Here is a 17,750-nt window from a genome sequence, read left to right as displayed (position 1 = left end):
CGGGCGCTCAGTAGTTGTCTACTGCTGCGCCGTTCAAAACGTTGGTGACGTCCACGTAGACGTCGTCCCCGTCGAGTTCGACGGCGAAGACCGGCACGGGATCGTAGGCGGGGAGCTGGAGCGGCTGGCCGCTGCGCAGGTCGAACTGGGAACCATGCCCCCAGCACTCGATGGCGCAGCCTTCCACGTCGCCTTCGGACAGGGAAATGTCCGCGTGCGAGCAGGTGTCACCGATGGCGTGGATGTCCCCCATCGAGTCCCGGACCACGGCTACGGGGTAGCCGTCCACCAGGATGCGCAGCGCCTGCTTGACCTGGATGTCATTGGCGCTGCACACCAGCTCACCCTTGGGTTTGCCGCTCATACGTTCCTGCCTGCCTGTCTCTAGTAGTCGATTGCCGCGAGTTCGCGTTCCACGGCATCGGTCAGGCGCTCTTCGAGGGCCGGGACCTTGATCTGCTGGATGATCTCGTTCAGGAAGCCGCGGACCACCAGGCGGCGGGCAACATCCTCGGGGATGCCGCGGGCCATCAGGTAGAACAGGTGCTCGTCGTCGAACCGGCCGGTGGCGCTGGCGTGGCCGGCACCCTCGATCAGGCCGGTCTCGATCTCGAGGTTGGGCACGGAGTCCGCGCGGCAGCCGTCAGTCAGGACCAGGTTCTGGTTCTTCTCGTAGGAGTCGGTGCCCTCGGCCTGCTTCTGGATCAGCACGTCGCCAACCCAGACCGTGTGCGCACCCTTGCCCTGCAGCGCGCCCTTGTAGAGGACGTTGGACTTGCAGTTGGCCACGTTGTGGTCCACGAAGGAACGGTGCTCCAGGTGCTGGCCTGCATCGGCGTAGTAAAGGCCCAGGAGCTGTGTCTCGGCGCCTTCCCCGGCGAAGCGGACGTTGGAGTTCAGGCGCACGATCTTGCCGCCAAGAGTTACGGCAATGTGCTTGTACACGGCGTCCTTGGCAACCTCGGCGTCATGCTGTGCCAGGTGCTTGGCGTCGTCCCCCCAGAGCTGCAGGGAAACCACCGTGAGGTGGGCGCCTTCGCGAACCAGGACCTCAACGTTGCCGTTGTGGTCTGAGGTGCCGTCGTGCTCGATGATCACGACGGAGCGGCTGTTGACTCCGGCTTCGATCACCACGTGGGAGTTGGTCCGGCGGCCTGCGCCGTTGCCGGTCAGGACCAGGCGCACCGGCTCGTCCAACTCGGCGTTCGCCGGGATGGAGATGAGCTGGGCGTCGCCGGCGTTCGCGGAAGCCACGACGGCGGCACGGTCGGCGGGGACGAGGGTGGCGCCACGGGGGGCCTCACCTGCGCGGAGGGTCCGCTGGACCACGGCTGCAGGTGCCTCGACCGTAACGCCAAGGGCGCCGGCCTCCGACGGGGTATCGGACAGCAGGTTGGCCAGTTCACGCACCGGGGTGAAGCGCCATTCCTCTTCCCGGCCGTTGGGCAGGGCGAAATCGGCCACGTCATGGCTGGTGAGCCGCTCGGCGCGGGAGGCCATGACCTGTGTGCCGTGGCTGTGGTGGCGGTCCACCTTGGAGGCGACGAGGTGCTCGCCCTCCTCGGTGAAACCGGCGATCGACGGTGCGCCGACGCGCGCCTTTTCGGTAGTTGCTTCGGCAGTCATTAACCGACGGATCCTTCCATCTGGAGTTCGATGAGGCGGTTCAGCTCGAGGGCGTATTCCATGGGCAGTTCGCGGGCGATCGGCTCAATGAAGCCGCGCACGATCATGGCCATGGCCTCGTCCTCGGGCATGCCGCGGGACATGAGGTAGAACAGCTGTTCCTCGCTGACGCGGGAAACGGTGGCCTCGTGTCCCAGCTGGACATCGTCCTCGCGGATGTCGATGTACGGGTAGGTGTCAGACCGGGAAATGGTGTCCACCAGGAGGGCGTCGCAGCGCACGGTGTTGGCCGAGTGCTTGGCTCCTTCCCGGATCTGGACCAGGCCGCGGTAGGCGGCGCGGCCGCCACCACGGGCAACGGACTTGGAGATGATCGAGCTCTTGGTGTTCGGCGCAATGTGCACCATCTTGGAGCCGGTGTCCTGGTGCTGGCCTTCGCCGGCGAAGGCGATGGACAGGGTCTCGCCCTTGGCCCCTTCGCCTACGAGGTACACGGCCGGGTACTTCATGGTGACCTTGGAGCCGATGTTTCCATCGATCCATTCCATGGTGGCGCCTGCTTCGCAGATGGCACGTTTGGTCACCAGGTTGTAGACGTTGTTCGACCAGTTCTGGATGGTGGTGTACCGGACGCGGGCGCCCTTCTTGACGATGATCTCCACGACGGCGGAGTGCAGGGAGTCCGAGGTGTAGATCGGCGCTGTGCAGCCTTCGATGTAGTGGACGTAGGAGTCCTCGTCGGCGATGATCAGCGTGCGTTCGAACTGGCCCATGTTTTCCGTGTTGATGCGGAAGTAGGCCTGCAGGGGGATCTCCACGTGGACGCCCTTGGGGACGTACACGAACGAGCCGCCGGACCAGACGGAGGTGTTCAGCGAGGCGAACTTGTTGTCGCCTACCGGGATGACGGTGCCGAAGTACTCCTGGAAGATCTCCGGGTGTTCCTTCAGCGCGGTGTCGGTGTCCAGGAAGATGACACCCTGCCGCTCAAGGTCCTCCCGCAGCTGGTGGTAAACAACCTCAGACTCGTACTGGGCGGCAACACCCGAAACAAGGCGCTGCTTTTCGGCCTCGGGGATGCCCAGCTTGTCGTACGTGTTCTTGATGTCCTCGGGCAGGTCTTCCCAGGTGGCAGCCTGCTTCTCGGTGGAGCGCACGAAGTACTTGATGTTGTCGAAGTCGATGCCGGAGAGGTCCGCGCCCCAGGTGGGCATGGGCTTGCGGTCGAAATACTTCAGGCCCTTCAGGCGCAGGTCGAGCATCCATTCCGGCTCGCTCTTCTTCGCCGAAATGTCCCGGACTACCTCTTCGTTGAGCCCACGGCGGGCGTTGGCGCCGACATCGTTCTTGTCAGCCCAGCCGTACTCGTAGTTGCCGATGCCGTGGAGCTCGGGATTCTTTTCCAGAATCTCCGAGATCACAGTGTTTTCGGCGACTGCTTTCTCTGATAGTTGGTCCGTCATCACGGCCTTTCTTGCTGATGGTTGATTACTTCGTCCAGGCTGGCGGGGGCTGCCGCCGGCACCGTGGCCGGTTTGGCAGGCAGCCTGCCTGTAGGAATATGTGTGGTGCAGACGTGGCCGCCGCGGGCCAGCGTGGAGAGGCGGCGGACGTCAACGCCCACCAGCCTTGAAAAGACTTCGGTCTCGACGTCGCAGAACACCGGGAAGCGGGCGGCGAGCTGCTGGATGGGGCAGTGGCCCTGGCAGAGCTGCACGCTGGAAAGCGCCGCGGGCAGCGGTGCCTTTGCCTCGATGGACGCAGCGGAGGCCACGAAGTTGTCGCGGGTCAGCGCCGCTGCGAGTGCGGTGGCGCGGTCCCGGATGTCCGGGCCGGCCTGCTCGATTTCGGGTGCGTAGCGCCGCTCCATGTCCGCAAAGCGCTCCTCGGCGAAGGCGCGCACCGCGTCCGGGCCTGCCATCTTTTGCAGCTGCTGGAGCGCAAGGGCGGCGATGTCCAGGTAGTCGTTGCCCAGGCTGGACTGGCCCTGTGAACTGAGGACGTAGCGGCGGGCCGGACGGCCGGCACCCGCGCCGGGCTTGGCCACCCGCTTGACCTCGATGACGCCCGCACGCGACAGGTGGTCCAGGTGGCGCCGGACGGCGGCCGGGGTGAATCCCAGCATGTCGCCCAGTTCGGCCGCGCTGACGGGCCCGTGCTCCAGGACGGCAGCGAGGACCCGGTCCCGGGTGCGCTCGTCGGCATCAGCCACAGGCCCGGGCGCAGGCACGGCAGTAGCGTTGGTCATGGAATACACAACACAATCATGTCGTAATTTAGTCCCGCACTCCAGTAAGGGCAGGCTGACCTATGCCAGGCAGCTGCACAGGCCCGGGGGACGGTGCTAAATACTACATCCCGTAGAATACTGTGGTGCGATCCCCCCAGTCCCCCGTTCTGTCCATCCATGGGCTCATCAAGGACGTCGGCCCCCTTTCCAGCCTGGACGGAAAGATGCTCAGGGTTGTCAGCGGCGTTTCACTCGTTGCCGAGCGCGGACAGGTAACCGCCCTCCTCGGCGCCAACGGTGCCGGAAAAACCACCACCCTCGAATGCGCCCAGGGCCTGCAAAAGCGCAGTGGCGGCACCATCTCGCTGCTGGGCCAGGACCCGGCGGCGGCAGGCGCTGACCTCCGGTCCCGCGTCGGCGTGATGCTGCAGGACGGCGGCCTCCCGCCGTCGGCCCGGCCCCTGCCGCTGCTGCGGCACATCGCCGGGCTGTACGCCCGCCCGTGGCCGCTGGAAGACCTGGTGGGCAGGCTGGGCATCGACTCCTTCAGCCGGACCAGCGTGCGCAGGCTGTCCGGCGGCCAGAAACAGCGCCTGGCACTCGCCGCCGCCCTGGTGGGCAGGCCCGAAGTATTGTTCCTGGACGAGCCCAGCGCCGGACTGGACCCGCAGTCCCGGCAGCTGGTGTTCGACCTGATCGCCGAGTTGCGTGACAGTGGGATGGGGATCATCCTCACCACCCACCTGATGGACGACGCCCAGCGCCTGGCGGACTACGTGTACATCATCGACGGCGGCCGCAACGTTGCCGAAGGGACCGTGCAGGAACTGCTGCAGCGCAGCCCCGTTGCGGACCAGGACGGCGGGCACATCCGGACGCTGGTGTTCGAAGCCCCGCCCGGGCTGGACCTGGCAGCCGCTTTGCCGGATGACGTGGACGTTTCCGAACCCCGTGCCGGCAGCTACACCATCACCGGCGCCCTGACGCCCCGGCACCTCTCCGCCCTGGCCCGGTGGTGGGAGGCGAAGGGAATCATGCCCGCCTCAATGAGCCTTCAGGCGCGTAGCCTTGAAGACGTCTTTTTGGATATCTCGGGAAAGGACATCCGATGAGCACCGCAGCAATGCAGGAGGCCCAGCAGCCGGCGCCCCTGCTGCGCCGGGTCCTGCTGCAGGGCAAGTACGAGGCACTGACAATGCTGCGGAACGGCGAGCAGCTGATCCTGGCAGTGGTGCTGCCGCTGCTGGCACTTGTGGGCCTGACGGTCACCCCGTTCCTGGACGGAATGGGATCCAGCCGCATCAACGTGGCCGTTCCCGGAATCCTGGCCCTGTGTGCGATGTCCACGGCCTTCACCGGCCAGGGCATCGCCACCGGCTTCGACCGCCGCTACGGCGTACTCCGGTTCCTGTCCACCACCCCCTTGGGCCGCGGCGGCCTGATTGCCGGCAAAGTCCTGTCGGTCCTGGCCGTTCTGTGCCTCCAGGTGGTGGTGGTTGGCGTGGTTGCCCTGGCCCTGGGATGGCAGCCGACGGCGGCGGGCTGGCTCCCGGGGCTGGCGCTGCTCGCGCTGGGCGCGGCGGCTTTCACCGCGCTGGGGCTGCTGGTGGCCGGGACAGTCCGGCCGGAAGCCACGCTGGCCATCACCAACCTGCTGTGGATCCTCCTCGGCGCCATGGGCGGCATCGTCATCCCCGCGGGGCGACTGCCTGCCGCCGCGCAGGCAGTCGTGCACTTCCTGCCCTCCGGCGCCCTGGGCGAATCGATGCGGGCCGCCTTCCTGGACGGGGCCGTGAACGGCGGCGCCGCCCTCATCCTGCTGCTCTGGACGGTCATCGCCGGCGCCGCAGCCATCCGTTGGTTCAAGTGGAATTGAGATAACCGTGTCCACGGCTTCACGCCTCCCCCAGCTCGCCGGCCGCCTGGCCTCGCGGCTCCCACGCACCGTGGACGTCCGCATCCGCCGCCTCGCCGTCGCCTCCCTGATCGGCCAGACGCTTCTGGTGGTCACCGGCGGCGCCGTCCGCCTCACCGCATCGGGCCTTGGCTGCCCCACCTGGCCCCGCTGCACCTCCGACTCCCTGGTAAACACTCCGGAGATGGGCATCCATGGCTTCATCGAGTTCGGCAACCGGCTCCTGACGTTCGCGCTGGCCGCCGTCGCCGCCCTGATGCTGGTGTACCTGTGGAACCTCCGGAAGGAGCGCAAGGACCTCTTCCTCCTGGCACTGGGCCTGCTGGCCAGCATCCCCGCCCAGGCCGTGATCGGCGGCGTCACCGTGCTGACCAACCTCAACCCGTGGGTGGTGGGCCTGCACTTCCTGGTCTCCATGGCGCTGGTGGTCTTCGCCACCCTGCTGGTCAACCGTGCCTTCGGGCGCACCGGCCGCTTCCTTGCCACCCGGCCCGCCGCCCTGCCCACACCCCTGCGCCCGGTGACGGCCGCCGTCGCGCTTTTCTCCGCCGTCGCCGTGATGCTCGGTGTGGTGGTCACCGGGGCCGGCCCGCATGCCGGTGACGCCGATGCTCCCCGCAACGACCTGGACTGGGATTTGTTCTCCCACATCCATGCCGTGCCCGCGTACCTGGTGACTGCCGGGACTGTAGTGGCCCTGGTCCTGGTCATCAGGCGCCGCATTACGGGCCCCTTCCGGACGGCCGTCCTGGCCCTCCTGGGCGTCACCGTGCTCCAGGCGGTGATCGGGTTTACGCAGTACTACAACGGTATTCCGGCGCTGCTGGTAGCGGCCCACATGCTCGGCGCGGCCCTGCTGATGGCGGCATCGACCAACGCCTGGGACATCGCCCGTTCCAGTGCCGTGGACTCATCCAGGGCAGCGAAGTAGGCGCCCGCCCACCCGTACAGCGCGCAGGCGCCCCGGCCCGGGATGGGGCCGGGGCGCCTGCGTTTACCGCCTTTGTATGTTTCGCCGCCTTGCAGGCGTCCCGGGAAATTACCGTTCAGCGAAGGCGTTGATCCGAAGCCCGGACCCGCCGGCCGGGTCAAGGTTCCGGATCCCCGTGGCGGTGATCTGCAGGACCTGCGCGGTGGCAATGTCGTAGAAGAGGCCCGTTGCCTGCACCTTTCCCTCCACCAGCGCCGGGCCCGTCACCGGGTGGTCCTGCAGCTTGGCCAGTTGCCCGGCCACGTTGACCATCGCCAGTTGGTCCACCCGGGCGTAACCCGCCGCCGCCGCCTGCCGGCCCACCGGATGCCCTTCCAGCAGCTCCGTGTAGCTGGGCCGGGCGTGGTCCAGCCACTGTCCGAATGCCGGACCAAGCGAACTGTTGTCTTCGCCGCCGGCCTCTGCGAGCAGCGCCTTCATGGCGCCGCAGTTGGAGTGCCCGCAGATGGCGACCGACTGCACTCCCAGGCCGTTGACGGCAAAGGACAGGGCAGAATCCGTTGAGGCGTCCTGGCCATTGCCGCACACCACGTTGCCGATGTTCCGCAGCGTGAGCAGGTCCCCCGGGCCGCTGCTGGTGATCAGGTTCGGATTGACGCGCGAATCGATGCAGCCCACGAACAGGCTGTCCGGGTTCTGTCCTTCCGTCAGGTCATGCACCAGCGGACGGACCTGGTGCGCAAACCGGCGGTGGTATTTGTTGACGCCCTGCAACAACGGCTCCTTCCTTGGCGGAAGGGGCAACTCGGTGGCTTCCTCGCGCCGGGGAGCCTGGTGGGCGGCGTCCCGGAACACCGTGTTGCCGTGCTCCTCAAGGTTCACCGTGCCGCCGGCGGCCTGGTGCTGGAGCTGCCAGGCCAACAGGGCTTCCCGGAAGGAATGGTCAACATAGTCGGCGTTGAGCTCCACCACCACGTCCGCGCCGGCGGGCACCGACTGCAGGACGCCGTTGAGCTTTGGCAGCGCGAAGAAGCTGCATGATCCCGCGATGGTCACCCGCCAGGGCGACGGCGGTGCGGCGGGACGGTGCGCCTGGATGGGGGCCCGCAGGACACGCCACAGCACACTGGCAGCGGCGAGGGCCAGGCCGATCATGACTCCTTCCAACAAGTTCAGGAACACCACGCAGATGAGGGTAACCGCGTAAATGGTGAGGTCTCCCGTGCGCAGGCTGGTCCGGATGTCCGCCACCTTGATCAGCCGCGCGCCGATAACCACCAGCAGGCCGGCCAGGACGGCCAGCGGGATCAGCTGGATCAAACCGGCAAAGAGGGCAGAAAAAGCCAGGACCCAGACACCGTGCAGCACTGCGGATGTCCGGGAAGCCGCTCCCGCTTCCACATTCGTGGCGCTGCGGACAATGACGCCCGTCACGGGCAGGCCGCCCAGGGACCCGGAAACGATGTTTGCGGTGCCCTGCCCGATGAGCTCCCTGTTCAGGTTGGTCCGCGGACCGGTCTGCATCTTGTCCACGGCCACGGCCGACAGGAGGGACTCGATGCTGGCGATGAGGGCCATGGTCAAGATGGCAAAAGCGAACGCGCGCCAGTTGCTGTCCGGAAGCTGCGGCAGGGCGATGGCATCGAAAATGGAGCCATCAAGGGAGATGCGCTCAACACCGGGGGCAAAGGCCACGGCCAGTGCGGTTCCTGCCGCGACGGCGGCCAGGGGGCCCGGAACACGCCGGACCGTGGCGGGCAGGAACTTCCAGCACAGCAGGATTGCCACGACGGCCAGTCCCAGCAGGGCCGCGTGAAGTTCCAGGTTGGTGATGGCTGCCGGCAGTGCCGCAAGGTTCTCGAGGGCCGAGCCTGCCGGCCGGGATCCGAGAAGCACGTGGACCTGCTGCAGGATGATGGTGACACCGATGCCGGCGAGCATGGCTTTGACCACCACCGGTGAGACGGCCAGGGCGGCCCGGCCCACGCGGCTGATGCCCAGCAGGAGCTGCACGGCGCCCGCGGCCGCGGTGATGGCGCAGGTCACCTGCCATCCGAACTCCTGGACCAGCCCGGCCACGACGACGGTCAGCCCGGCCGCGGGTCCGCTCACCTGCAGCGGTGAGCCGCCCAGGCTTCCGGCCACGATCCCGCCCACGGCTGCAGCGATGAGGCCTGCCATGACGGGGGCTCCCGACGCGGCTGCGATGCCGAGCGAGAGCGGGAGGGCCACGAGGAACACCACCAGGGATGCGGGTACGTCGGCGCCCAGATGGGCAGCAAACGGCGGGCGGCGGAAGGTGAAGCGGCCACGGCTTCCCCGGCCTCCCGGCGGGCTGTGGCTGGGGGCGGGAATTGTGGAGGGACGGACTTCCATGGATTTTTCCTTTGATCGAGGGAAGGGTCCACCCCACCGTAAGCAGCTGGTCATGATGGATGACACTTAAAGTGACCGATATGACAAAAATGTCACATCGGTTTCGATTCCGTGCACGCGCAGCCTGCGCCGGTTAACGCAAACGGCGGCCCCCACCACTCAGGTGGGGGCCGCCGATGGGCTTGGGCCGGGTATGTGCGCCGGGGATCTGCGCCCCGGGGCCTAGCCGGCCATGATTGCATGCCCGACGAACGGGTCCACCGCCAGCGCGATGAACAACAGCGTCAGGTAGCTGATGGAGCCATGGAAGACCTTCATGGCGCGCTTGTCCGGGATGTCCTCGCTGTGGGCGCGCGAATACAGGGCATGGGATTCATAGAGGAACCACGCGCCGGCCAGGACTGCGGTTACGGTGTAGACCCAGCCGGCCCCACCCGCAGGAATCATCAGCAGGGAGCAGGCCACCATGGCCCAGGCGTACAGGACCACCTGGACGGACACCACCTTGGCGCCGGCGATGGCACCGAGCATGGGGACGTTGGCGTTCCGGTAGTCCTCGCCGTAACGCATGGACAGGGGCCAGTAGTGTGGCGGGGTCCACAGGAAGATCACCATGAACAGGACGACCGCCGGCCACTCAACAGAGTTGGTGACGGCAGCCCACGCGATCAGCACCGGGAAGCAGCCTGCTGCACCGCCCCAGACAATGTTCTGCGCCGTGCGCCGCTTGAGGATCATGGTGTAGATGACCACGTAGAAGAAGATGGCACCCAGCCCCAGCCAGGCGGAAAGCGGATTGGCTCCGAACCAGAGGATCACGATCGAGGCGGCACCCAGCAGCCAGGAAAAGACCAGCGCCTCGCGCGGGGTGACTTCACCGGTGACCAGCGGCCTGTTCTCCGTGCGGTGCATCAGTTTGTCGATGTCGCGGTCGATGTAACAGTTGAAGGCCCCGGCGCTGCCCGCAGCGAAGGCACCGCCCACCAGCGTGGCGAGGATCAGTCCGATGGATGGGAAGCCCCGCTGGGCGTAAATCATGGTGGGCAGGGTGCTGACCAGCAGCAGTTCGATCACGCGCGGCTTGGTGAGGGCGAGATACGCCTTGGCCTTACGGGCAAACCCGGCGCCGGAGGCCCGGGATGCGTTCAGCGGCGTATCTGTTGTGCTCACGGTGGCAGTCACCCGTTCTGTGTGGCAGTTGAGGCTGGCAGTGCAGCTCCGGTCGTGCGGCCCGGACCCGGGCACGGCAAGAAGGGAGGAAATGCTTCAGGTGCGTGCAACAGTCGGGAAACCCCGGACGGCGATAGGGATGCACGCCCGGCGTTGGCCTCCGAATATCATACCGCGCCGCGGGCGCTGTCCCGGCCTCGCCATATTCGCAGATGATTGCTCACGGGCCCATTCGAGCAGATTAACTCAACCCTTCGTGACGGTGATTCACAAAAGGGGAAATTGCGTCCAAAACGTGAGATTTGGGCCGCCCGCAGAATGGATAAGAGCTAAGCTGTCAACAGATCAGCACGCAGCAAGAAAGCGGTGGAAAACGCATTCCCGCTGCTGTCCGTGACTGAATGCAAGGATCAACGTTTCGATGGTGAACGGCTGGTACACACCGCAGCAGGCGCCACGCAGTGCGCCCTTAAACGGAACCGGTGTACAGCCGCCATCAGCACAGAGAGGGGCCCGGTTTTCGTGCCACATTTGGAAGAGCAAGAACTGTCATGGACCAGCTTGGACCAGCGCGCCGTGGACACCATCCGCGTCCTGGCCGCCGATGCCGTAGAGAAGGTGGGCAACGGCCACCCCGGAACCGCCATGAGCCTGGCCCCCGCCGCTTACCTTCTTTTCCAGAAGCTGATGCGCCATGACCCGCGCGATCCGCAGTGGCTGGGCCGCGACCGGTTCGTCCTGTCCCCCGGCCACACCTCGTTGACCCTTTACATCCAGCTGTTCCTCTCCGGCTACGGCCTGGAACTGAAGGACCTGGAGGCGCTTCGCACGTGGGGTTCGCTGACCCCGGGACACCCGGAGTACAAGCACACCGCCGGCGTGGAGATCACTACCGGACCGCTGGGCCAGGGCCTGGCCTCCTCGGTTGGCTTCGCCTACTCCCAGCGCCGCCAGCGCGGCCTGTTCGATGCTGATGCCCCCGCCGGCGAATCGCCGTTCGACCACACCATCTGGGTCATTGCGTCCGACGGCGATCTCCAGGAAGGCGTCACGGCCGAGGCTTCCTCGCTCGCCGGCCACCAGGAACTCGGCAATCTCGTGGTCATCTACGACGAGAACCACATCTCCATCGAGGACGATACCGACATCGCCTTCACCGAAGATGTCCTGAAGCGCTATGAAGCCTACGGCTGGCACACCCAGCGGGTGGACTGGACCAAGACGGGCGAATACAAGGAAGATGTGCAGGAGCTTTACTCGGCCCTGCTCGCAGCGAAGGCTGAGACCTCCAAGCCCTCCATCATCTCCCTGCGCACCATCATCGGCTACCCGGCGCCCAAGAAGCAGAACACCGGCAAGATCCACGGCTCCGCCCTCGGCGCCGAGGAAGTCGCAGCGCTGAAGGAAGTCCTGGGCTTCGACCCGTCCAAGTCCTTCGATGTGGACCAGGAAGTCCTGGCCCACGCCCGCTCCGTAGTGGACCGTGGCGCCGCCGCCCGCAAGGAATGGGAAGAGTCCTTCAATGCCTGGCAGGCAGCCAACCCTGAAGGCGCGGCTCTGCTGCAGCGCATCGAGGCCAGGGAACTCCCTGAAGGCGTGGACGCTGCCCTTCCGGTCTTCCCGGCAGGCAAGGACGTTTCCACCCGCGCAGCATCGGGCAAGGTACTGAACGCGCTGGGCCCGGTACTGCCCGAACTCTGGGGCGGCTCCGCCGACCTCGCCGAGTCCAACAACACCACCATCGAGGGCTCGCCGTCCTTCGTGCCGGCCTCCAAGCAGACCGGTGCCTGGTCCGGCAACCCCTACGGCCGCGTGCTGCACTTCGGCATCCGCGAGCACGCTGCTGCCTCGATCGTGAACGGCATCAGCCTGGCGGGCAACACCCGCGCCTTCTCCGGCACCTTCCTGATCTTCAGCGACTACCAGCGCCCCGCCATCCGGCTCGGCGCGCTCATGGGTGTTCCGTCGCTGTACGTCTGGACCCACGACTCCATCGGCCTGGGCGAAGACGGCCCCACCCACCAGCCGGTGGAACAGCTCGCCTCGCTGCGTGCCATCGTTGGCCTGGACGTGGTCCGCCCCGGCGACGCCAACGAAGTGGCAGCTGCGTGGAAGACCATGCTCGAAAACCACAGCAACCCTGCCGGCATCGTCCTGACCCGCCAGAACATCCCCACTTGGGAACGTGGCGCGGGCGACGCCGACGGCGACACGTTCGCTTCCACCGCAGGTGTTGCAAAGGGCGGCTACGTCCTGGCCGAGGCCTCGAAGGACGGCGCCACGGTTCCGGCCGACGTGATCCTGATCGGCACCGGCTCCGAGGTCCAGTTGGCCGTCCAGGCCCGCGAAGCCCTCCAGGCCGAAGGCATCGCAGCCCGGGTTGTCTCCATGCCGTGTGTCGAGTGGTTCAAGAAGCAGGACGCCGCCTACCGCGAATCCGTCCTGCCCGCCGCCGTCAAGGCACGCGTTTCGGTGGAAGCAGGACTGGCCCTGGGCTGGCGGGAATTCGTCGGCGACGCCGGCCGTTCCGTGAGCCTTGAGCACTACGGCGCTTCCGCGGACTACAAGCGCCTCTTCCAGGAGTTCGGCATCACGGCAGAAGCAGTGGCTGCCGCAGCCAAGGACTCCATCTCCAGCCTCCAGGCCTGAAACCCTCATCTTTTAGGAGATACAAGAAATGACTACTCCCACCCAGCAGCTCTCCGACGCCGGAGTCTCCATCTGGCTCGATGACCTTTCCCGCGGACGCCTGCAGACCGGCACCCTCCGCAAGCTCATTGAAGAGAAGAACGTGGTCGGCGTGACCACCAACCCGTCCATCTTCCACGCAGCCATCACGTCCGGCACCGACTACGACCACATCATTGCCGGCAAGGCTGCAGAAGGCGCCAGCGTGGAGGACACGATCTTCGAGATCACCACCACCGACGTTGCCGATGCCTGCGACCTGTTTGCACCCGTGGCTGCTGCCACCAAGGGCGTTGACGGCCGCGTCTCCATCGAAGTCGACCCGCGCCTTGCCTGGGACACCGCAGGGACCATCGCCGAGGCCAAGCACCTCTCGCAGCGAGTCAACAAGGACAACGTCCTGATCAAGATCCCCGCAACCATCGAGGGCCTTGAAGCCATCACGGCAACACTGGCCGAGGGCATCAGCGTCAACGTGACCCTTATCTTCTCGCTGGAGCGGTACCGCGCGGTCATCAATGCATTCCAGTCCGGCCTGGAACAGGCCAAAGAGAACGGCCACGACCTTTCGAAGATCCACTCCGTTGCCTCGTTCTTCGTCTCCCGCGTGGACACGGAAATCGACAAGCGCCTCGACAAGATCGGCACCGACGAGGCAAAAGCCCTCAAGGGCAAGGCCGGCGTGGCCAACGCCCGCCTGGCCTACCAGGTCTACGAAGAGCTCTTCGCCACCGAACGGTGGGCGCTGCTGGCCGACGCCGGGGCTCTCCCCCAGCGCCCCCTGTGGGCTTCCACCGGTGTGAAGGATCCTGCTTACCCGGACACCCTTTACGTCACCGAACTCGTGGCCCGCGGCGTGGTGAACACCATGCCGGAAAAGACGCTGGATGCCACCTTCGACCACGGCGTGGTTACCGGTGACACCATCACCGGCACCTACGCCGAAGCAAACGCAACCCTCGACGCCCTTGAAAAGCTCGGGGTCTCCTACAACGACGTCGTGGCACTCCTTGAAACCGAAGGCCTGGACAAGTTCGTGGCCAGCTGGAAGGAACTGCTGGCCGACGTCGAAGGTGCCCTGGCCTCTGCACGGAAGGCTTCCTAACACCTATGAGCACTCTCAGCTTCGACGCCACCGGCGCTGCCCAGCACGCGCTTGAACAGCACCTTCCCGCCCTGGTGGAGGACCGGGTCGCCACGCGGATCTTCGCCAAGGACCACACCCTGTGGGGTCCGGACGCCGAATCGGAGTCGGCAATCCGCCTTGGGTGGGTGGAGGCGGCAACAGTCTCACAGCCTTTGGTCAAGGACATCCTGGAACTCCGCGACGCCCTGCGCGCGGAGGGAGTGAGCAGGATCGTGCTCTGCGGCATGGGCGGATCCTCGCTGGCCCCTGAGGTCATTGCTGGCACCGCCGGCGTCGAGCTGACAGTGCTGGACAGCACGGACCCGGACCAGGTCCGGGCTGCCCTGGCGGACCGGCTGGGCCAGACCGCAATCGTGGTCTCGTCCAAGTCCGGCTCCACCCTGGAGACCGACTCGCAGCGCCGGATTTTCGAGCAGGCCTTCACCGAGGCCGGCGTGGACGCCAAGAGCCGGATCATCATCGTGACGGACCCGGGATCGCCGCTGGACAAGGCCTCCCGCGAAGCCGGCTACCGCGCCGTCTTCAACGCCGACCCCAACGTGGGCGGCCGCTACTCCGCGCTGACAGCGTTCGGCCTGGTTCCTTCCGGCCTGGCCGGCGTGGACATCCAGGCATTCCTGGACGAAGCCGAGGAAGCTGCCGAGATCCTCAACGACGACGCCCCTGAAAACATCGGGTTGGCACTGGGCGCCGCGCTGGGCGGAACCAGCCCGCTGCGGAACAAGGTCGTCATCGCCGAGGACGGCTCCGGCATCGTTGGCTTCGCGGACTGGGCTGAGCAGCTCATCGCCGAGTCCACGGGCAAGCTGGGAACCGGGATCCTGCCGGTCGTCGCGGGGCCGCAGGCCCCGGAGGTAACCTCCGGTGCCCCCGACGTCCTGGTGGTGCGGCTCGTCGCCGCGGATGCCGACGTCGAACCCGGTGACAACCAGGTGGCCATTGCCGGCGGCCTTGCCACCCAGATGATGGTGTGGGAGTTCGCCACCGCCGTTGCGGGGCGCCTGCTGGGGATCAACCCCTTCGACCAGCCCGACGTTGAGGCCGCCAAGGTGGCAGCGCGTGGGCTGCTGGACGCCCAGCCGGAGCCCACGCCTGCGGCATTCGTCGACGGCGCCATTGAGGTGCGCGGCGGGGACTGGCTCGGAAACGCCGCCACGGCGGAGGGCGCCGTCAAGGCCCTGCTGGGCACCCTGGCCGCGGACAGCTACCTGAGCGTCCAGGCGTACTTCGACCGGCTGGCGTTCGCCGGGCTGGAGGGTATCCGGGACGAACTTGCCGCCGCGACCGGCCGTCCGGTGACGTTCGGCTGGGGTCCGCGCTTCCTGCACTCCACCGGCCAGTTCCACAAGGGCGGTCCCGCCATTGGCGTGTTCCTCCAGGTCACCGCCACCCCCGCCGAGGATCTGGGGATCCCGGACCGGCCCTTCAGCTTTGGCGAACTCATCGCCGCACAGGCAGCAGGCGACGCCCAGGTCCTGGGTGGGCACGGACGTCCCGTGCTCCGCCTCCACCTCACCGACCGTGCCGCCGGCGTGGCGCAGCTGCAGGACATCGTCGCTGCCCTGTCCACCCGCGCATCCGCTACCGAAAGCTAAGGCGCAGAAGCAACCATGCCAGAAACTGAATACGGCAGGAAGGGCGCGGGCCGCGGGCGTAATCCGTTGCGCGATCCGCGTGACCGCCGTTTGAACCGGATTGCCGGTCCGTCGTCGTTGGTACTCTTTGGGGTCACGGGTGATTTGGCCCGGAAGAAGCTCATGCCTGCGGTGTATGACCTTGCCAACCGCGGGCTGTTGCCGCCGAGTTTCGCGCTGGTGGGTTTTGCCCGCCGGGAGTGGGACAAGGAAGATTTCGCCGCCGAGGTGAAGGCCTCGGTGCAGGCCCATGCGCGGACGCCGTTCGATGAGGCCGTGTGGAACCAGTTGTCCGAGGGCATCCGGTTTGTCCAGGGCGAGTTCGACGACGACGCGGCCTTTGAGCGCCTTGGTGAGACCATCAAGGAACTCGACGACGTCCGGGGCACCCGGGGGAACCACGCGTTCTACTTGTCGATCCCGCCCAAGGCGTTCGAGCAGGTCTGCCGGCAGCTCTCCAAGCACGGCCTGGCGCAGGCCGAGGGGGACAAATGGCGGCGCGTGGTGATCGAAAAGCCGTTCGGTCACGACCTGCAGTCGGCCAGGCAGTTGAACGACATCGTCGAATCGGTGTTCCCGCCGGACGCGGTGTTCCGGATTGACCATTACCTGGGCAAGGAAACGGTGCAGAACATCCTGGCGCTGCGTTTCGCGAACCAGTTGTTCGAGCCGTTGTGGAACGCCAACTACGTGGACCATGTCCAGATCACCATGGCCGAGGACATCGGCACCGGCGGCCGGGCAGGATATTACGACGGCGTGGGCGCGGCCCGCGACGTGATCCAGAACCACCTGCTGCAGCTGCTCGCTTTGACGGCGATGGAGGAGCCGATCTCCTTCAACGCCGATGACCTGCGGGCAGAGAAGGAAAAAGTCCTCGCCGCGGTCAAGCTCCCGGACGACCTGTCCACGCACTCGGCCCGCGGGCAGTTCACCGGCGGCTGGCAGGGCGGCGAGCAGGTCCAGGGCTACCTGGAGGAAGAAGGCATCCCCGCCGATTCCACCACCGAAACCTACGCCGCTGTCCGGGTGGACATCCACACCCGCCGCTGGTCCGGAGTGCCGTTCTACCTGCGGGCCGGCAAGCGCCTGGGCCGGCGCGTGACCGAAATCGCGGTGGTCTTCAAGCGCGCCCCGAACCTGTTGTTCCGTGACCACGGGGAGGATGACTTCGGGCAGAACGCCGTGGTGATCCGGGTCCAGCCCGATGAGGGCGTGACCATCCGGTTCGGTTCCAAGGTCCCGGGCACGCAAATGGAAGTCCGCGACGTGACCATGGACTTCGGCTACGGGCACTCGTTCACGGAGTCCTCGCCGGAGGCGTACGAGCGGCTGATCCTGGACGTGCTTCTGGGTGAGCCGCCGCTGTTCCCGAGGCATGAGGAAGTGGAGCTGTCCTGGAAGATCCTTGACCCGTTCGAGGAATACTGGGCGTCCCTGAGTGAGCAGCCCGAACCCTACGCCCCCGGTTCCTGGGGCCCCGCCTCGGCCGATGAGCTGCTGGCCCGTGACGGACGAACCTGGAGAAGGCCATGATCGTTAACCTGCCCGACACCACCACCTCAAAGGTGTCCAAGAAACTCATGGCCCTGCGCGAGCAGGGCGGCGTGATCGCGCTGGGCCGGGTCCTGACCCTGGTGGTCGTGACCAAGTCCGGGCTCGAGGAAGAAGCGATCGAGGCCGCGAACGACGCCAGCCGGGAACACCCCTGCCGGATCATCGTCCTCGCCGACGCCGGGAAGGACGCCGAGGACCGGCTCGACGCGCAGATCCGGGTCGGCGGGGACGCCGGCGCCTCGGAAGTGATCGTGCTGCGCGGCTACGGCCAACTGGCCCACGAGTCCGAGTCCCTGGTGGCCGCGCTGCTGCTTCCGGACGCCCCGATCGTGGCCTGGTGGCCGCACGGCGCCCCCGCGAACGCGTGCGAGACCTCCATCGGCGCGATCGCGCACCGCAGGATCACCGACTCCGCGAACGAACCCGACCCCCAGGCCGCATTGGAACGGATCCACCGCACCTACAAGGCCGGCGAN

At 66.7% G+C, this 17,750-nt stretch carries 13 protein-coding genes and 1 pseudogene; 8 read left to right on the top strand and 6 right to left on the bottom strand.

Features of this window, described 5'->3' with window-relative positions; all coding sequences use genetic code 11:
• Positions 1-7: 7 nt before the first annotated feature.
• From ASG79_RS08930 to ASG79_RS08915, 4 genes are read right to left on the bottom strand one after another with little or no spacing between them, the layout of a single operon-like run.
• Positions 8-364 carry a non-heme iron oxygenase ferredoxin subunit gene (locus ASG79_RS08930; protein ID WP_018772109.1) on the bottom strand — a complete coding sequence of 119 codons (357 nt, stop codon included), beginning with the start codon at positions 362-364 and terminating at the stop codon, positions 8-10.
• A 20-nt stretch (positions 365-384) separates the two neighbouring features.
• Positions 385-1,626: a Fe-S cluster assembly protein SufD gene (gene sufD, locus ASG79_RS08925; RefSeq protein ID WP_018772110.1), complete on the bottom strand. Its 1,242-nt coding sequence runs from the start codon at positions 1,624-1,626 to the stop codon at positions 385-387.
• Positions 1,626-3,089: a Fe-S cluster assembly protein SufB gene (gene sufB / locus ASG79_RS08920; RefSeq protein WP_018772111.1), complete on the bottom strand. Its 1,464-nt coding sequence runs from the start codon at positions 3,087-3,089 to the stop codon at positions 1,626-1,628. The genes sufD and sufB overlap by 1 nt, the downstream gene beginning before the upstream one ends.
• Complete coding sequence (locus ASG79_RS08915; protein WP_134165355.1) at positions 3,089-3,874, bottom strand: helix-turn-helix transcriptional regulator; 786 nt, start codon at positions 3,872-3,874, stop codon at positions 3,089-3,091. Before ASG79_RS08915 ends, sufB begins: the two co-directional genes overlap by 1 nt.
• A gap of 125 nt (positions 3,875-3,999) precedes the next feature.
• Between ASG79_RS08915 and ASG79_RS08910 the strand changes: the two genes are divergently transcribed.
• Genes ASG79_RS08910 through ASG79_RS08900 form a run of 3 tightly spaced genes read left to right on the top strand, consistent with a single transcriptional unit; the run spans position 4,000 to position 6,702 of the window.
• The gene (locus ASG79_RS08910) at positions 4,000-4,968 is read left to right on the top strand and encodes an ABC transporter ATP-binding protein (protein WP_056390246.1); all 969 of its coding nucleotides are present in this window, start codon (positions 4,000-4,002) and stop codon (positions 4,966-4,968) included.
• On the top strand, positions 4,965-5,732 hold the full coding sequence (locus tag ASG79_RS08905; protein ID WP_018772114.1) for an ABC transporter permease: 768 nt from the start codon (positions 4,965-4,967) through the stop codon (positions 5,730-5,732). The genes ASG79_RS08910 and ASG79_RS08905 overlap by 4 nt, the downstream gene beginning before the upstream one ends.
• Positions 5,733-5,739: 7 nt before the next feature.
• Positions 5,740-6,702 carry a COX15/CtaA family protein gene (locus tag ASG79_RS08900; RefSeq protein ID WP_056390244.1) on the top strand — a complete coding sequence of 321 codons (963 nt, stop codon included), beginning with the start codon at positions 5,740-5,742 and terminating at the stop codon, positions 6,700-6,702.
• Positions 6,703-6,810: 108 nt separating this feature from the next.
• Here the strand turns inward: ASG79_RS08900 and ASG79_RS08895 are convergent, their stop codons facing one another.
• Positions 6,811-9,078, bottom strand: a complete 2,268-nt coding sequence (locus ASG79_RS08895; RefSeq protein ID WP_056390241.1) for a SulP family inorganic anion transporter — start codon at positions 9,076-9,078, stop codon at positions 6,811-6,813.
• Positions 9,079-9,300: 222 nt separating this feature from the next.
• Complete coding sequence (locus tag ASG79_RS08890; RefSeq protein ID WP_018772117.1) at positions 9,301-10,260, bottom strand: heme o synthase; 960 nt, start codon at positions 10,258-10,260, stop codon at positions 9,301-9,303.
• 519 nt (positions 10,261-10,779) lie between these two features.
• Here ASG79_RS08890 and tkt point away from each other — a divergent pair.
• The 5 genes and pseudogenes from tkt to ASG79_RS24095 all read left to right on the top strand — a co-directional run.
• Positions 10,780-12,897 carry a transketolase gene (tkt, locus tag ASG79_RS08885; RefSeq protein ID WP_026266206.1) on the top strand — a complete coding sequence of 706 codons (2,118 nt, stop codon included), beginning with the start codon at positions 10,780-10,782 and terminating at the stop codon, positions 12,895-12,897.
• Between the two features lie 28 nt (positions 12,898-12,925).
• The gene (gene tal, locus ASG79_RS08880) at positions 12,926-14,041 is read left to right on the top strand and encodes a transaldolase (RefSeq protein WP_018772119.1); all 1,116 of its coding nucleotides are present in this window, start codon (positions 12,926-12,928) and stop codon (positions 14,039-14,041) included.
• Positions 14,042-14,046: 5 nt separating this feature from the next.
• Positions 14,047-15,678, top strand: coding sequence for a glucose-6-phosphate isomerase (locus ASG79_RS08875; protein ID WP_018772120.1), 1,632 nt, complete (start codon positions 14,047-14,049; stop codon positions 15,676-15,678).
• Positions 15,679-15,693: 15 nt separating this feature from the next.
• A complete protein-coding gene (gene zwf, locus ASG79_RS08870) occupies positions 15,694-17,253 on the top strand; it encodes a glucose-6-phosphate dehydrogenase (RefSeq protein ID WP_026266207.1) in 1,560 nt (519 codons plus the stop codon).
• A pseudogene (locus ASG79_RS24095) lies at positions 17,250-17,749 on the top strand (glucose-6-phosphate dehydrogenase assembly protein OpcA); the annotation flags it as partial. The gene zwf and the pseudogene ASG79_RS24095, both read left to right, overlap by 4 nt.
• Between the last annotated feature and the right edge of the window lies 1 nt (position 17,750).

The organism is Arthrobacter sp. Soil761 (assembly GCF_001428325.1).
Taxonomy (GTDB): domain Bacteria; phylum Actinomycetota; class Actinomycetes; order Actinomycetales; family Micrococcaceae; genus Arthrobacter.
Note: the sequence above shows the minus strand (reverse complement) of the source record. Positions and strands in the feature narration are given on the sequence as shown.

What these genes read in the sequence shown, in the direction of transcription:
- ASG79_RS08930 (WP_018772109.1), bottom strand. Translation starts at nt 364, where the DNA reads ATGAGCGGCAAACCCAAGGGTGAGCTGGTGTGCAGCGCCAATGACATC.
- sufD (WP_018772110.1), bottom strand. Translation starts at nt 1,626, where the DNA reads ATGACTGCCGAAGCAACTACCGAAAAGGCGCGCGTCGGCGCACCGTCG.
- sufB (WP_018772111.1), bottom strand. Translation starts at nt 3,089, where the DNA reads ATGACGGACCAACTATCAGAGAAAGCAGTCGCCGAAAACACTGTGATC.
- ASG79_RS08915 (WP_134165355.1), bottom strand. Translation starts at nt 3,874, where the DNA reads ATGACCAACGCTACTGCCGTGCCTGCGCCCGGGCCTGTGGCTGATGCC.
- ASG79_RS08905 (WP_018772114.1), top strand. Translation starts at nt 4,965, where the DNA reads ATGAGCACCGCAGCAATGCAGGAGGCCCAGCAGCCGGCGCCCCTGCTG.
- ASG79_RS08895 (WP_056390241.1), bottom strand. Translation starts at nt 9,078, where the DNA reads ATGGAAGTCCGTCCCTCCACAATTCCCGCCCCCAGCCACAGCCCGCCG.
- tal (WP_018772119.1), top strand. Translation starts at nt 12,926, where the DNA reads ATGACTACTCCCACCCAGCAGCTCTCCGACGCCGGAGTCTCCATCTGG.
- ASG79_RS08875 (WP_018772120.1), top strand. Translation starts at nt 14,047, where the DNA reads ATGAGCACTCTCAGCTTCGACGCCACCGGCGCTGCCCAGCACGCGCTT.
- zwf (WP_026266207.1), top strand. Translation starts at nt 15,694, where the DNA reads ATGCCAGAAACTGAATACGGCAGGAAGGGCGCGGGCCGCGGGCGTAAT.